This window comes from Altererythrobacter litoralis, assembly GCF_036324225.1.
Lineage (GTDB): Bacteria > Pseudomonadota > Alphaproteobacteria > Sphingomonadales > Sphingomonadaceae > Erythrobacter > Erythrobacter litoralis_A.
The window spans coordinates 1-14,711 of sequence record NZ_JAZDQV010000010.1; the positions used below are offsets into that span (position 1 = coordinate 1).

General features: G+C 63.3%; 11 protein-coding genes. 4 read left to right on the forward strand and 7 right to left on the reverse strand.

Translation table 11 applies throughout. The features are described from left to right. Positions 1-248: 248 nt before the first annotated feature. On the forward strand, positions 249-722 hold the full coding sequence (locus VRS74_RS10320; RefSeq protein WP_354145179.1) for a hypothetical protein: 474 nt from the start codon (positions 249-251) through the stop codon (positions 720-722). 58 nt (positions 723-780) lie between these two features. Here VRS74_RS10320 and VRS74_RS10325 read toward each other — a convergent pair whose 3' ends face one another. From VRS74_RS10325 to VRS74_RS10340, 4 genes are all read right to left on the reverse strand, one after another. Beyond that, on the reverse strand, positions 781-1,188 hold the full coding sequence (locus VRS74_RS10325; protein ID WP_354145180.1) for a hypothetical protein: 408 nt from the start codon (positions 1,186-1,188) through the stop codon (positions 781-783). Between the two features lie 19 nt (positions 1,189-1,207). Continuing rightward, on the reverse strand, positions 1,208-2,764 hold the full coding sequence (locus tag VRS74_RS10330) for a flavin-containing monooxygenase (protein WP_354145181.1): 1,557 nt from the start codon (positions 2,762-2,764) through the stop codon (positions 1,208-1,210). Positions 2,765-2,843: 79 nt separating this feature from the next. Next, positions 2,844-4,682, reverse strand: coding sequence for a DUF3604 domain-containing protein (locus VRS74_RS10335; RefSeq protein ID WP_354145182.1), 1,839 nt, complete (start codon positions 4,680-4,682; stop codon positions 2,844-2,846). A gap of 97 nt (positions 4,683-4,779) precedes the next feature. Continuing rightward, positions 4,780-6,603: a DUF885 domain-containing protein gene (locus VRS74_RS10340; RefSeq protein ID WP_354145183.1), complete on the reverse strand. Its 1,824-nt coding sequence runs from the start codon at positions 6,601-6,603 to the stop codon at positions 4,780-4,782. A gap of 242 nt (positions 6,604-6,845) precedes the next feature. Between VRS74_RS10340 and VRS74_RS10345 the strand changes: the two genes are divergently transcribed. Then, positions 6,846-7,964: an NAD(P)H-dependent flavin oxidoreductase gene (locus VRS74_RS10345; protein WP_354145184.1), complete on the forward strand. Its 1,119-nt coding sequence runs from the start codon at positions 6,846-6,848 to the stop codon at positions 7,962-7,964. Positions 7,965-7,970: 6 nt separating this feature from the next. Here VRS74_RS10345 and VRS74_RS10350 read toward each other — a convergent pair whose 3' ends face one another. Together VRS74_RS10350 and VRS74_RS10355 are read right to left on the reverse strand one after the other, a co-directional pair. Continuing rightward, positions 7,971-8,906: an MBL fold metallo-hydrolase gene (locus VRS74_RS10350; protein WP_354145185.1), complete on the reverse strand. Its 936-nt coding sequence runs from the start codon at positions 8,904-8,906 to the stop codon at positions 7,971-7,973. Further along, positions 8,903-10,174 carry a metal-dependent hydrolase family protein gene (locus VRS74_RS10355; protein ID WP_354145186.1) on the reverse strand — a complete coding sequence of 424 codons (1,272 nt, stop codon included), beginning with the start codon at positions 10,172-10,174 and terminating at the stop codon, positions 8,903-8,905. The genes VRS74_RS10350 and VRS74_RS10355 overlap by 4 nt, the downstream gene beginning before the upstream one ends. A 139-nt stretch (positions 10,175-10,313) precedes the next feature. Here VRS74_RS10355 and VRS74_RS10360 point away from each other — a divergent pair, with 139 nt between their 5' ends. Continuing rightward, positions 10,314-12,383, forward strand: a complete 2,070-nt coding sequence (locus VRS74_RS10360) for a prolyl oligopeptidase family serine peptidase (protein WP_354145187.1) — start codon at positions 10,314-10,316, stop codon at positions 12,381-12,383. Between the two features lie 63 nt (positions 12,384-12,446). On the opposite strand, the gene VRS74_RS10365 is transcribed toward VRS74_RS10360, so the two are convergent. After that, the gene (locus VRS74_RS10365) at positions 12,447-13,322 is read right to left on the reverse strand and encodes a MipA/OmpV family protein (protein WP_354145188.1); all 876 of its coding nucleotides are present in this window, start codon (positions 13,320-13,322) and stop codon (positions 12,447-12,449) included. 163 nt (positions 13,323-13,485) lie between these two features. Here VRS74_RS10365 and crtY point away from each other — a divergent pair, with 163 nt between their 5' ends. Further along, positions 13,486-14,694, forward strand: coding sequence for a lycopene beta-cyclase CrtY (gene crtY, locus VRS74_RS10370; RefSeq protein WP_354145189.1), 1,209 nt, complete (start codon positions 13,486-13,488; stop codon positions 14,692-14,694). Positions 14,695-14,711 lie beyond the last annotated feature (17 nt).

A 14,711-nucleotide genomic window follows, 5' to 3' on the forward strand; every position in this document is an offset into this window, starting at 1 on the left:
AAGCTCAGACATCCGCAGCACCTCCTCAGTGCCGCGAGTGAATCAAGGCTTCGCCGCCAAGGCAAGCGATTTAATGGGTCCTGAGCCTAGTGGGAGCCCATCGGAAACGAAGACTGAAGGCCCAAACCATTCGATTTCAGAGACTTCTGCGAGCGAATCACCAAACAGTGATCGCTGGTCGCCCGGAAGCAGACGACGGCCATTGCCGACATCCGACCCCGGAAAGTTCAATTCAGGAGAGTAAGACCATGAAGACCCTAGTATCGATCATCGCCCTGTCGCTTGTTGCGGCCCCTGCTCACGCCGGCCCGCTCGATTTCATCAAGAGCGCGGTCAAGGCCGAAGCCAAGAAGCGCCTCAACAGCGAGCTCGAACATCACGGAATCAGCACCGCCCATGCGCAGGATTCGACTCCTGCCCCAACCGAAGCGCGCCTGGTCCAGAACGGAACCACCGTTGCCACCGCAGACGAAGTCCTGGCTCCGGAAACCGGAGAGCCGAACGGCGACGGCTCGGCCAACCGCAAGGGCTTCCGCCAGGAAGGCGGCACCACCGTGCCGACCGCCGACGATGTGCAGGCACCGCAAGGCGAAGAGCGCAAGGGCCTCTTGCTGCCCGCGATCCAGAAGGCTCAGGCCGAACCGAAGAAGCGTCGCAAGATGAGCCAGAACGGCACGACCGTCGCCACTGCGAGCGAAGTCCAGGCGCCTCAGCGCGACTGAGCCATCCTGTTGGAAAAGCGGAAAGGGGGCGGGCCAGTGCCTGTCCCCTTTTCCATGCCTATACGAAGCGCATCATCCCTGCGCCTGCCAGCAGCGCGCCGACCAGCAACGTCACCACCGGCCAGCCGCGTTGCATCACGGCGAGATTCTTGAGCCAGGTCTGGAAGTAAAGGTCCGAGATCGCCATCACGACCAGAGCCTCCGCCATCATCAACCCGCCCAGACCCTTCATCACCATGGCAAGCAAATCTGCCGAGTCCCAAGGATTGGCCAGATAGATTGCCGCACCGACGAACAATTCGGCAAAACCGCAAAGCAGTTGCAGCGCGGGCGATTCCTCGATCTCGGCAACCATCCTGCCCCAGATGCCCGGTTGCCGCAGCGCGCCGATGGCAACAGCCACGGCGAAGGCGCCAAGCAAGGTAGCGCTCCACGCCACCAGATCGAATGCACTATCCAATTCCATCTCCCCCCTTGCACCCGCTCTAATCGGCGGCTTCAAGATTGAGCTTGCGCCTGGTGTCCATGCAGGCCCCTGCATAAAGGAACTCGGGCCCGTCCAGGTTGATCCGCGGGATCTCGTCCTTCTCGCGCCAGTAATCCTGGTTGTGCCGCCATTCGGGCTTGTCGCCACGCCGAGGCATCTGGTCGAGCCCGCGCATCAGATAGCCCGGGTTGAAATTGTCGACTTCGATCCAGGGATAGAGCTTCATACCCTCGTCCTGAGGCCGCAGCATCACTTCGACCCGGCCTGCATGCTTCTCGTCCATGTGGTTGAGCAGGCCGCACACGAAATCGCTCATCATGTCGACGCGCAGGGTCCAGCTAGCGCGGAAATAGCCGAACACCCACGCCATGTTGGGCACGCCGGTGAACATCATGCCGCGATAGGTCACCGTGTCGTGCCAGTTCACCGGCTTGCCATCGACAGCGAAGGGGATGTCGCCCATCACCGACAGGCGGAAGCCGGTGGCCGCGATGATCAGGTCGGCTTCGATCTCTTCACCCGCAGCGGTGCGCACGCCCTTTTCGGTGAAGCGATCGATCGTGTCGGTCACGACCGTCAGCTTGCCTTCAACCGCTGCACGGAACACGTCGCCTTCGGGGCAGAAGGCCAGCCGCTGCTGCCACGGGCGATATTTCGGGGCGAAGTGCGGTTCGAACTGGAAATCGGGCTTGCCGGTGAAGGCACGTATCAGCTCGCGCAATTCCTCCACCACCACATCGGGTTCCTCGATGCAGCGGCGAGTCATCACGTTCTGATCGTGCATGATCTGCGCGCGCACCACGCGGTGGACGGTGGGCTCGTCGATCCCAATCTCGCGCAGCCGGTCTGCCAGCTCGTTCTTGTTCTCGCTGCAGAAGAAATAGGTGGGGGAACGCTGCAGCATGATGACATGCGCGGCCTTCTGCGCAAGTTCAGGCACCACGGTGGCCGCAGTCGCGCCCGAACCGATCACCAGCACGCGCTTGCCGGCAAAGTCATAGTCTGGATCCCACAGCTGGGCATGGACGAAATCGCCCTTGAATTCCTTCAGCCCCATGTCGGCCCACTCGGGCGGGATGTAGGGCTTCTCGTGATCGTAATAGCCCTGGCACATCCAGAGGAAGTGGCAGGTGAAGGTCCGCTTTACGCCATCAGAAAGCCGCGTCGCTTCCACGGTCCAAAGGTCCGTTTCGCGCGAGAAGGAGCAGCCGGTGATTCGGTGGCCGTAGTGGATGTGCTCGTCGATCCCGTTCTCCTCGATCACCTCGCCCATGTACTTCAGGATTTCCTCGGCGCTGGCGATCGGCGCGCCGATCCAGGGCTTGAAGCGATAGCCGAAGGTGTAGAGGTCCGAGTCCGAGCGAACCCCCGGATATTTATGCGTTTCCCAAGTACCGCCGAAGGTGTCCTTCATCTCGAGGATTGCGTAACTCTTGTCCGGGCATTGCTGCTGGAGGTGATAGGCGGACCCGATTCCCGATATGCCGGCACCAACAATCAAGACGTCGACGTGAACAGTTCCCTGATCCCGATCAACCTCGCCCATCGCGTTCATGGCACATCCCCTTGTCTCACTCTAACCTTGTCGTTGGGCGCCGCCAGGTTGGCATTGATCCAGATCAAGCTCGCTGGTGTCAGCCACCCATCCATATCGGCGAACTCCACCCGCGCTCCTGTATCGTCAGCGGCAGTCCCTTGCGCACCGGCTTGCCAAGGCGGTTCGCTTCCCAGGTCGACCAGCGGCAAGTCGGCCGCTCCAGCACCCGCAGATAATAGAAGGCGCGACGCTTGGGGTCATAATCGGGGTCGCGCCAGCGCGCCTGCAACTGGGCCGCGCCATAACCCATCGGGATGGCGCAACTGGCCGTGTCGATGCCTCTCGATGTCGCCGGGCAGCGGTACGTGCGCGGGTCCGGCGAGCCGCTGGCGCAGGCGACATCATAGACCTGTTCGCGCAGATTTCCCTTGGCATCGACCCAGCCGCGGATCAGCTGCAAGCGTTCGAGACCGGCGCTGTCCGGATCCTTCAATGCCTGCGCCAGGAACATTGGCGCATCCTTGCCACCGGTCGTCAGCTCGCCCCCCATCGGCACGCCGCCTGAATAGGCCAGGCTGGCGAAGTCCCTGCGTTCGAAAACATCGGTGGGATAGCCATGGCCCGCAAACAGCCGCAGCTTGATGCGGGTCCCGCTGGTCGCGAAAGTCTCCTTGCGGCGGAATGCGGCGTAAATATCATCGCGGTTGTTCTGCTCGGCCCAAACTCCTGCAAGACCCGCCGCACTCCATTCGAAAAAGGGCGTTCCCGCTGCACCGGTGAGCTGTTCCTCGCCCGGCGTTGTCACAGCGCGGCGGCCTTCGGGCGTCCCGTCAAGCGCGCCGGTCTTGCCGAAGTAGCGGTCTTCGTCGAGCGGCCCACCGCCATTGTGCGTGTCTGAAGATCCGATCAGGCCGAACTTGTAGGGATTGGCCCCCAGTTGCTGCTCCAGCGTCAACCCGCGCTGCAGGGCTTGGCGAATGTAGCTCCCGTCGGCCTTCCCGATGACGTCCGTCCCAATCAGCGTTTCATAGACTTCAAAATCGGCCCATTCGTCATTGGGTGAAAGCGCCGGATGCGTGTCCGAAGTGCCCTTCACCTGAGTCATCTCGACGATCGGTTCGTTGCGCATCCTTGTGCGGGCATATTCGGCAGTGATCGGCCCGCCCGAATAGTCGGTCATCTCGAACATCTTGCCGTTCGAGACATTGCTGTTGTGCGGAATGGCAAGCCCTTCGATACCCTGTGCACGCAAGCCGTCGAGCCAACGCCACAAATCTTCCGGATTCTGCGAATCGAAACTGGTGAACGGCATGGGGGGCGCGTTGACGCCGCGGAACAACACGATCCGGTGCAGGTTCTGCGAAGCGGGCGCCGAAGTGTATTCATAGCCGTAGAAGGTCGTGAACTTGCCGGGCTCGTAATACCGCTCGGCCGCGGCCATGTTCTCGTTCCAGGTCGCGCGCATCACGTCCTTATTGTCAAGCTCGGGACGCGGCGTATTGCTGCGCAGGCTGCCGGCGACCTTGCCGAAAGCCTCGCTGATCTTCTCGCGCACACTTGAAAACATGTCTGCCGCATAATCGATCAGCGACATCGGGCTGGCCGGATCATCCATCGCGGGCAAGATCCCCAGATACTCCGAATGGTCGGTGACGGCGTAGAAATCGAGCGCCCCGCCTTTAAGCTTGATCTCATATCCGGCCATGTGGCGGATCGGCTCGCCTCGGGCATAGCGATAGGCATCGTCAGGCGTGGCGCGAATGCCGAAAATATAGGCGTCGAACGAATTGCGCGAATGGACGTGCACGTCACCGAACAGCACCTGCCGCCGTTCGGGCACATCTGCCGCGGCCGGACCTGCCAAAACCGCAAATGTTGCTGCCGAAGCCAGCACGGCTGCACTCCGCCGACCGGCGAATCCCCTACCAGATGCCATCGCGCCTCTCCCTTCGCTAGCGGCAGGATAAGACTGCGCCCCGCCGGACAGTTTGTCCAGCGGGGCGCGTCAGGCGTTCGGTCAGATCGAGCCGGAATTACTTCTGGCTGGCGATCCAGCGGTCGATTTTCTGCTCAAGCACCGCCAGCGGCAGGCCGCCAGTGTTGAGCACCTGGGCGTGGAATTCCTTGATGTCGAACTTCTTACCCAACTCCTTCTGCGCGCGCTGGCGCAGTTCCTGGATCTTGAGCGCGCCGATCTTGTAGGCCAGCGCCTGGCTGGGGATCGCAATATAGCGTTCGACTTCGGACACGACCTCGGTTCGGGTCATGCCGCTGTTCGCCAGCATGTAGTCGATCGCCTGCTCGCGGCTCCAGCCCTTGGCGTGGAGGCCGGTGTCGACGACGAGGCGCATCGCGCGCATCTGCTCGTCCTGCAGCGTGCCATAGCGGTTCCACGGATCCTTGAAGAAGCCCATCTCATAGCCCAGCGTCTCGGCATAGAGCCCCCAGCCTTCGATGAAGGAACTGGTGCCGCCGAAGCGCATGAAGGCGGGAAGGTCAGCATTTTCCTGTGCCAGGCTGATCTGGAAGTGATGGCCCGGCGCGCCTTCGTGCAGGTAGAGCGTGACATTGCCGGTCGTCAGGCGGCTCGGCAAGTCATAGGCGTTGAAATAGAACGTCCCGGGGCGCGATCCGTCCGGTGCGCCCTGGCGATAGGAACCGCCCGCGCTGAACTGTTCGATCGAGGGATCATACGGCTCGATCTTGAGCGGGGTCTTGGGAAGGAGCGAGAAATAGTCGCCGATCTTGGCGTCGACTTCCTTGCCGATGTCGTAATAGCTCTGCGTCAGCGCTTCGCGGCTCTTCGGCTTGAACTTCGCGTCAGTGCGCACGTAGTCGAAAAACTCGTTCAGCGTTCCCTTGAAGCCAACTTCCTTCTTCAGCTTTTCGAGCTCTCCCTTGACGCGTGCGACTTCGGACAGGCCGAGGTTGTGGATGTAGTCGGCGGTAAGCGGCAGCGTGGTGGTCTGCTCGATCAGCATGGCATAGAGCTTGTCGCCGCCCTTCATCTGGCTGAGGCTGACCTGCTCGCGCGCGACGGGCAGGTACTCGTCGCGCAGGAAGTCGCGCAGGCGTGCGTGGACCGCGTTGATCTCATTCGTCTTGGCTTCATAGGCCGCAGTTAGGCGGGCCTTGTCCTCGGCCGAGAAATCCTCGGGGAACATCCCCACCGGCCCCATGAACTGCGATTCCGCGACCGGTATAGCCAGCTGCGTATCGAGCTGGGCGATGACATTGCCGATGGTCAGCTTGGTTTCGACCACGCCCGACTTCATGCCTTCGCGGAAACGGGCGATCGCACGGTCGGTGACCGCGATGTAATCGTCATGCCGGGTAAGGTTGTCTTCGTAATTCTCGATCGTCTTGAACGGCGCCACACTCTTGCCGCTGGCGAAATTGGGATAGAAGGTGTGGAAGCCGCTGAAGTGGTTGACCGGGCGCACTTCGGTGAGCGCGCGGATTTCGTCGCTGCTCGCGCGAAGGTCCTGCTCCTGCGTATATTTGAACACGTCATAGGCCAGCTGGTCGGTCTCGCTCAGCTTGCTGCGATCGACCAGCGCGAGCAGAGCCAGATTGAGCTGGATGTCGGTGCGGACGGCAAGGAAATGCGCATCGGTGAGGTAATCGCCCAAGCGGCCCGCATTCTTCGTGTCGCCGCGGAACAGGCGCCCGACCGGGTTGAGATCGAGGCTGCGCTCGTCGGATTCGGCGAACAGCTTGAACAGCTTGTCATGCTCGGCTTGCTGCGCCGAGGGCGCAGCGGCGGCAGCGGATGCGTCGCCATTCTGCTCAGCTAGCACAGGCGCGACGGGTAGAGCGAGCGCGGTGGCAAGCAGGGCGGTGCGAATAAGCTTCATTCAGGAACTCCTGTCGGTTCTGGACATGTATTGCTGTTATAATACACGCGGACGGTAATGTTGCGCCCGCTACGCCTCATGCGAAGCGCTGACTTGCCTCGCTCTGCCAAGCGACGCGCTGCATCGACGAATGGCATTGGCGCAGGACCCGGGCAAGGCCAGGCGATGTACAGGTCAATTGTGTCAGGTAACGCCCGCGGCATAATCCATTATCACCGCCGGAAACGAAGAGGAGAGAGCCGATGCCGTTCCGTATGACCGAGATGGTGGGATGCGAATTCCCGCTGTTCGCCTTCTCGCATTGCCGCGACGTGGTGGCTGCGGTGAGCCGCGCTGGCGGGTTCGGCGTGCTCGGCGCGGTCAGCTACACGCCCGAACAGCTCGAAACCGAGCTGCGCTGGATCGACGACCATATCGACGGCAAGCCCTACGGCGTCGACGTACTGATCCCCGAAGTGCAGGCGGTCGACATGAGCGTGACGGCGGACGAGATCGTGGCTGCGATCCCGGCGCCCTATCGCGATTTCACGCGCAAGGTGCTGCGCGAAGCGGGGATCGGCGAGGATGCCGCGAACCTGGTCGGCGGGTCGCAGCGGCCCAACACTTCGCTGGGCCAGGAATTGCTCGAAGTGAGCTTCAACCACCCGGTGCGGCTGATCGCCAATGCGCTGGGCACCGCCCCGCCCGCGATGATCGAAGCGGGCAAGAAATACGGCATCCCGGTTGCTGCACTGGTGGGCGCGAAGGAACATGCGATGAAGCAGATCGACGCCGGGGTCGACATCATCGTGGCGCAGGGCGGCGAAGGCGGCGGGCATTGCGGCGATGTCGCCACGGTGGTGCTGATCCCCGAAGTGCTGCAGGCAATCGAGGATGCGGGTGCGGATATTCCGGTGCTGGCCGCCGGCGGGATCATGAACGGCAAGCAGATGGCGGGCATGATGGCGATGGGCGCGGCGGGCGTGTGGTGCGGCAGCGTGTGGCTCGCCACGACCGAGGCCGAGACGCATGAAGTGTTCCGCGAAAAGATGGTGCAGGCGACCAGCCGCGACACGATCCGCAGCAAGCACCGCACCGGCAAATACAGCCGCCAGCTGCGCAGCGGGTGGCATGCGATGTGGGAGGAGGCGGGGCTGCCTGCGCTGCCCATGCCGCTGATGAGCATGCTGAGCGAACCGGTGCTGCGCGCGATCGACAAGGCGGCGGTGAACGGCAACCCCAAGGCGCAGGAGCTGTGCTCTTATTGGGTCGGCCAGGGCGTGGGGCTGGTGCGCGAAGTGACCTCCGCCGGGCAGGTGGTGCAGCAGTTCAAGGAAGATTTCGTCGCGGGGTATGAAAACCTCGCCGCCGCGATGGAATAGCTCGCCTCAATCGAGGCAGAAGCGGTCGCCTTCGCGCGCCACGCCGAAGCCGCGTTCGGCGACTTCGCGGCTCTCCGCGCTCGCCGGATCGCGGATCGGGTTGGTGTGGTTGTAATGGATGAAATGGACCTTTGCGCGCTCTTCGGGCGGGAGGTGCTGGAGCATGTCCATCGTCGACTTGACGCGCGGATGCGGGATTTCGGACATGTCGCGGCCCGGCAATTCATTATCGTCCCAGAAGGTCGCATCGATAAACAGCAGTCGACCACTCTTGATGATTTCGAACAGGGCTGAATGGTCACCATAGGTGAAATGTGTCCATGAATCGATGTCGGGGATATAGTGCACCGACTTTCTCCCGGCGAAGAACATGAAGCCGGCTGTCTCGGAATATTCATCGCGGTGCGGCACTATATAGGGCATCACGCGGAGGCGCCCGAGGTCGAGCGATGTGATCGCCTGGTCGCCAACACGGCGAAGCTCTATATTGCCCAGCTCGACCAGCTGGCTCCACGGTCCATTGCTGCGCAGGAACTCGGCCATGCGCGGCATGGTATAGACGGGAACTTCCTTCGCTCCTGCCGCCTCCCGCCCAAGCCAGGCGAGGCCAAGATAATGCCCGATATGCGCATGGGTGAGGAAGATCCCGTCGATCCCCAGCCCGGCTTTCGGCGGCTCGATCGCATCGAGCGCGGCCAGTTGCTCGGTGATCGCTGGAGTCGCATCGAACAGATAGCGCTTGCCCGATGCGCGGTCGATCAGCGCGAGCGAGCTTGGCAGCAGGCGCGGCTTGCCGTCATCGCCATTGCCAATCTGCGGCGCACCGGCATCCTGCCCCGCGCCGAGCACCACCAGTTCGCGCTCGCACATCGGCGCCTGTTCGGCCATGGCGGGGGCGGCGAGCGCCAGCCATGCCGCGCCGGTGCAAAGCTCGCGGATCATTCGATCACGCGCCCGCGCACCATTACCCAGTCGACCTTCTCCAGCACGCTGACATCGGCCAGCGGATTGCCCTTCACCGCGATGATATCGGCAGAGAAACCCGGCGCGAGCTTGCCGATCTCCTTCTCCATGCCGAGCACTTCGGCGGCGAAGCTGGTGGCGCTGGCGAGCACTTCGCGGTCGCTCATCCCGCCCTTGCGCATCAGCGCCAGCTCCTCGGCATTGCGGCCATGGTCGTACACGCCCGCATCGGTGCCGAAGGCGATCTTCACGCCCCATTTGCGCGCGCGCTCGATGATGGTTTCGGCATAGGCGGCTACCGCACGCACCTTGTCCTCCACCACTGGCGTATAGATGCCTTTGCCAAGGCGATTCTTGATCCCCTGGAACGCCATCAGCGTAGGCACCAGCACTGTGCCGTTCTCGCGCATGACCTTGGCGGTGGCTTCATCGATATAGGTGCCGTGCTCGAGCGTATCGACCCCCGCACGCGCCGCCGCTTCCATGCCGCGCGCGCCATGCGCATGCGCCATGACCTTTAGACCGAGCGAATGCGCAGTATCGACGATGCTCTTCATCTCGGCATCGGTGAAATGCGCTTCGAGCCCGCGGCCTTGCTGGCTCAGCACCCCGCCGGTGGCGGTGATCTTGATGATGTCGCTGCCGTTCTGGCTCGCGAGCCGCACCTTCTCGGCGCATTCGACCGCGCCCGTGCAGGTATAGCCGCCATCGAGCAATTCATTCACTTCGGGGCGGAAGCCCGACACGTCGCCATGCCCGCCGATGATCGAGAGTGCCGGGCCGGCAGCGACGATCCGCGGCCCCGGGATCAGCCCTTCGGCGGTGCCGCGACGGAGCGAAAAGGCGGTTTCCTGCGCGCTGCCCGCCTCACGCACAGTGGTGAAGCCGGCCAGCGCGGTGCGCCGCGCGTTCTTGGCGCCCACGACTACGCTCCATTCGTTCGGGTCGACTGCCTGCTTCCAGAAGTCCCCGCCGGGATCGCCAGTGAGGTGGGTATGCAGATCGATAAGGCCCGGCAGCACGGTGTGATCGGGCAAGTGCACCATCGTCGCGCCTTCGGGGGTCGGCTGGAACCCGTCGACGATGCTCACGATCCTGCCGTCGGTCACGGTGATCGTGGCCGGCCCGCTTGGCTGGCCCGCGGCATCGGTAATGACCGAACCGGCATGGATGATCGTGGTGTCGGCCATGGCCGGGCTGGACATGAGGGCCGCAGTGGCCACCATCAGTCCCGAAAATACACGCATTGTTTTCTCCCTTCGGGACCCGTGATGCGCTTTCTGCATTGTCGGCACAAGAGCCCGGCCTTTCCGCCTCGCGGTTTGATATTCGCGGGGCAGAGGCTATCAGGCGCGTAACAGTCAAACACGAGGGGAAAATATTCGCATGAAACGCTTGGCATTTGCTGCTGCAACGCTTTTCACTTCTGTCTCGATCGCGGCCACCGCTGCCGCACGTCCGATGACGCCCGAGGATGTCGCAAAGCTCGAAAGCGTCGGCACAATCGCCGTTTCGCCCGACGGTTTGCGCGTGGCCTTCACCACCAGTCGCATGCCCGATGTGACCGAAGGCGAAGACAATGGTTCGGCCAAGCAGGAGCTCAAGCTCGCCTGGGGCCCGGACATGGCGCGTGCCTATTTGCCGGCGGACGTCAGCCCATCGGGCGTGCAGTTCTCGCCCGATGGAAGGATGATCAGCTTCGTCTGGGCCAAGGATGACGAGAAGCGCGCCGTATGGGGCGTGCCGGTCGATGGCGGTGCCTATCGCAAGCTCGCCGCGGTCAAGGACAGCAATGTCGCTTCCTATGCCTGGGCGCCCGATGGCGGCACGCTCTACCTGTTGGCAGGCGCCGAGGAAGACAAGCAGCGCGCCGCCCAGCGCAAGGGCGGCTTCAACGCCAAGGTCTATGAGGAAGAGGCCAGCCTCAACCGCCTGTTCGCCGCGAAGGTTGGCGATGAAGTCGACGAAGCCCCGCGCGAGATCGCGGTGCCCGGCTATGTCAGCGCTTTCAAGGTCGGCCCCGATGGTGTGACCGGCATCCTCGAAAGCGCGCCCAGCCCGCTGATCGACGATGAATACACTTCGAAGCGGGTGCATGTGGTCGATCTCGGCACTGGCGCAATCCGCGCGATCGTGAAGACGCCCGGCAAGCTCGAAGATGTCGAAATCTCGCCCGACAGCAAGCAACTCTCGCTGATTGCGGCGATCGACGCGAACGATCCCGCCGCCACTACGCTGCACATTGCAGACGTTGCTACCGGAGCTTTCCGCGCCATCAACGCCGGTGCGCCCGAAGCAACGGTCGATGCCGAATGGCTGCCCGACGGGCGCCTGGCCACTGTCGTGCATGTCGGCACGCAGAGCACCCTCAGGGTGTACAAAGCCGATGGCAGCGTGGATCACGAGCATGATCCGGGCGCCTTGATCCTGACCCGCGTCGAAGCCGCAGGCAACAAGGTCGTAGTGGCAGCCGACAGCCCGGCGCACCCGACCGAACTGTTCGTGCTGAACGACGGCGCTTTCCAGCGCTGGACCAATCACAACCCGTGGCTGAGCGAGATCACTTTCGCGCCCCAGCGCACCATCACCTATACCGCGCGCGACGGCCAGCAAATCGAGGGTATCCTGATCGAGCCGCTGGGTGAAAAGCAGCGCAAGGGCGCCCCTACGATCTTCGACGTTCATGGCGGCCCCGAAGCCCATGAATCGAACGGCTGGCAGACCAGCTACTCGAACCCCGGCCAGGTCGCCGCGGCGAAGGGTTATGCCGTGTTCCTGCCCAACTATCGCGGTTCCACCGCCTATGGCACGGCCTTCTCGAAGCAGCACCAGGGCGACTACGCCGGCAAGGAATTCGACGATCTGGTCGACGGCAAGCGCGCGCTGGTGGCGATGGGCGTGACCGATCCCGATCGGGTGGGCGTGACCGGCGGTTCCTATGGCGGCTTCGCGACCGCATGGAGCTCTACCTATTATTCAAGCGAATTCGCCGCCGGCGTGATGTTCGTCGGCATTTCGAACAATGTCAGCAAGTTCGGCACCACCGACATTCCCAACGAAATGTACCTGGTGCACGAACGCAAATGGCCGTGGGAAGAATGGGACCACTTGATGGAGCGCAGCCCCATCACCCATGTCGACAAGGCGGAAACCCCGCTGCTGATCATGCATGGCGAAGAGGACACGCGCGTTTCGCCGACGCAGAGCTATGAGCTCTATCGCCACATCAAGACCCGCAAGCCCGGCACGCCGGTGCGGCTGGTGCTCTACCCGGGCGAAGGCCATGGCAACCGCCTCGCAGCAAGCCGCTACGACTACAATCTGCGGATGATGGAGTGGTTCGACACTTACCTCAAGACGGGCGACCGCAAGGCAGCGATGCCGGGGCCGCGCCCGCAATTGGCCGAAGGTGCCAAGGGTGCGAAGCCTGCCAGCAAGGACGACAGCGACAACTGATCGCCCAACGGCAATCGGAAATGCGAAGGGGGTGCCAAGCGGCGCCCCCTTTTGCTTTGCGCGTCAGAAAACGTAGGCGAGGCCGAAGATGCCTGAGAACTGGTCGGCGTCGCCGCGCAGCGAAGTGTAGGGCGTATCCGCCGCATCGCCCAGCATCCGGCGATAGCCCAGGGCTCCGCCCACAATCAGGCCACCATCGCGGAAGTCTCCGCTGAGGTCGAACCCCATTCCCAGCGTCACACCCGCCTTATGCCAGCCACTGCTTGCATCGAATTCGGGCAGCCCGCTGGCGGCCGACTGGGCGGGCGAGACCGAGTAGTAATAATCGGCGAAATCGCCATCGACATATTGCGCACCGGCACTGATCGCGATCACCGCACCGCGATTGAGCGGGGTGGAATAGGAAATTCCCGGATCAAGGATCGCGCCGCCATGCGCGCCGGCCACGTCGAACTGCACGTCGAGGCCAAACGACAGGCGGTCGAACCGGGTCAGGATGCGGTTGAACGAGACGCCGAACTGGCCCCCGACTTCGAAGGCCGTATCGAGCTCGCTCGCTGCCTTGACCACTTCGTCCTTGATGCTCCCGGCCCGGTCGCTGCGGAAACGAAAGGTCGGGCCGGCGGAAAAGGTCACATCGCCGCGCATGCCGTCGAGGAAATCGACTGAAACGCCCGCCGCGCGAGGCCTGAAGCTGATACCCTTGAAAGAGCCGGCGACCACCGGAACCGCGAGCAGGCGGTAATCGTCCGATCCGGCATAGGTCGCGCCCTGCACGAAACCGCCGCCAACCGCGATCCAGTCGCCGGAAAAGACCGAGCCGTCATTGCGATCGTGCCGGCCGCGATCGGGCGCGCCGGAATATTCCAGCGCAGCGGCGGATTCCTGCGACGGCGCCTCGCCCGTCTCGCCATCTTGCGCGGAAAGCGGGGTCGCCATCATCGCGGCAAGAAATGGCAAAGGCAAAACGCAGGGCTTCATCGCTCGAACATGCTCCAAGATCGTCCCGCCAACGCATCGCGGCTTGCACAGTTCCACTGCACGTCCGGTCGAACCAAGGCAATTGCCCCTTCTGCTTAGCTGCCCTAGTGCCACAGATGCAATGAACGGGCGCATGACCGATGTGGCGATAGTAGGTGGCGGGCTGGCCGGCGGCCTGATTGCGCTCGCGCTGCATCGCGCCCACCCCGAGTGGCGGCTGCAATTGCTCGAACGGGGCGCCACGCTGGGTGGCAACCATCGCTGGAGCTGGTTTTCGAGCGATCTGTCGCACGAGGGCGAGGCACTGCTCGAACCGTTCCGCCAGATTCGGTGGGACGACGGCTATGACGTCGCTTTCCCGCGCCGGCGCCGCCAGCTCGCCGCTGGCTATCGCTCGCTCGCCAGCGAGGATTTCGACAGCGGCCTCAAGCGCCTGTTGCCGCCCGAAGCGATCCGGTTGAACGCTGGCGTCGCCGAGCTCGATGCCGCTGGCGTCACGCTGGACGGCGGCGAGCGCGTTCGGGCGCGGACAGTGATCGACTGCCGTAATTTCTCGCCTTCGCCGCATTTGCTGGGCGGATGGCAGATCTTCATGGGCCGGCACCTCAAGCTGGGCGAAGCGCATGGGATTGCCCGCCCGGTGATCATGGACGCCACCGTCGCGCAGAGCGCGCCTGCGGGAAATGGCGGGGCCTACCGCTTCGTCTATGTCCTGCCGCTCGCGGCGCAGGAGGTGTTCATCGAAGACACCTACTACGCGGAAGACCCTGCGCTCGACCGGAGCCTGCTTTCTTCCCGGCTCGACCGTTATGCAGCGCGGCACGGGTGGGCCGAGGGCTTGCCCGTGGGGCACGAGACAGGGATATTGCCGGTGATAACCGGGGGGAATTTCGGCGCCTATCTCGCCTCGATCCGTGAACCAGGGGTTGCCGTGGCGGGGGCGCGCGGCGGCTTCACCCACCCGCTCACCAGCTATACCGTGCCGATCGCCGTCGAGAACGCATTGGCGATCGCAGAACAGGGTGACCTGGCGGGGGCGCAGTTGGCGAGGTTCTGCGAAGACCGCGCCCGCGCGCACTGGCAAAGGACCGGCATTTACCGCGCTCTCGGCCGGATGCTGTTCAAGGCTGCGGAACCGGAACGCCGCGTGGACATTTTCGAAAGGTTCTATGGCCTTCCCGAAAAGCTCATCGAACGCTTCTATGCTTGCCATTCGACGCTGCCCGACCGGTTGCGTATCCTGACCGGCAAGCCGCCAGTATCGATCCCGCGTGCGATCCGCGCGCTTGCAGGCAAGGGGCAGCCCTTGACCATGGAGAGAATGACATGACCGCGCAGACCTCGCCT

What these genes read in the sequence shown, in the direction of transcription:
- VRS74_RS10360 (WP_354145187.1), top strand. Translation starts at nt 10,314, where the DNA reads ATGAAACGCTTGGCATTTGCTGCTGCAACGCTTTTCACTTCTGTCTCG.
- VRS74_RS10355 (WP_354145186.1), bottom strand. Translation starts at nt 10,174, where the DNA reads ATGCGTGTATTTTCGGGACTGATGGTGGCCACTGCGGCCCTCATGTCC.
- VRS74_RS10330 (WP_354145181.1), bottom strand. Translation starts at nt 2,764, where the DNA reads ATGAACGCGATGGGCGAGGTTGATCGGGATCAGGGAACTGTTCACGTC.
- VRS74_RS10365 (WP_354145188.1), bottom strand. Translation starts at nt 13,322, where the DNA reads ATGGCGACCCCGCTTTCCGCGCAAGATGGCGAGACGGGCGAGGCGCCG.
- crtY (WP_354145189.1), top strand. Translation starts at nt 13,486, where the DNA reads ATGAACGGGCGCATGACCGATGTGGCGATAGTAGGTGGCGGGCTGGCC.
- VRS74_RS10325 (WP_354145180.1), bottom strand. Translation starts at nt 1,188, where the DNA reads ATGGAATTGGATAGTGCATTCGATCTGGTGGCGTGGAGCGCTACCTTG.
- VRS74_RS10350 (WP_354145185.1), bottom strand. Translation starts at nt 8,906, where the DNA reads ATGATCCGCGAGCTTTGCACCGGCGCGGCATGGCTGGCGCTCGCCGCC.
- VRS74_RS10335 (WP_354145182.1), bottom strand. Translation starts at nt 4,682, where the DNA reads ATGGCATCTGGTAGGGGATTCGCCGGTCGGCGGAGTGCAGCCGTGCTG.
- VRS74_RS10345 (WP_354145184.1), top strand. Translation starts at nt 6,846, where the DNA reads ATGCCGTTCCGTATGACCGAGATGGTGGGATGCGAATTCCCGCTGTTC.
- VRS74_RS10340 (WP_354145183.1), bottom strand. Translation starts at nt 6,603, where the DNA reads ATGAAGCTTATTCGCACCGCCCTGCTTGCCACCGCGCTCGCTCTACCC.
- VRS74_RS10320 (WP_354145179.1), top strand. Translation starts at nt 249, where the DNA reads ATGAAGACCCTAGTATCGATCATCGCCCTGTCGCTTGTTGCGGCCCCT.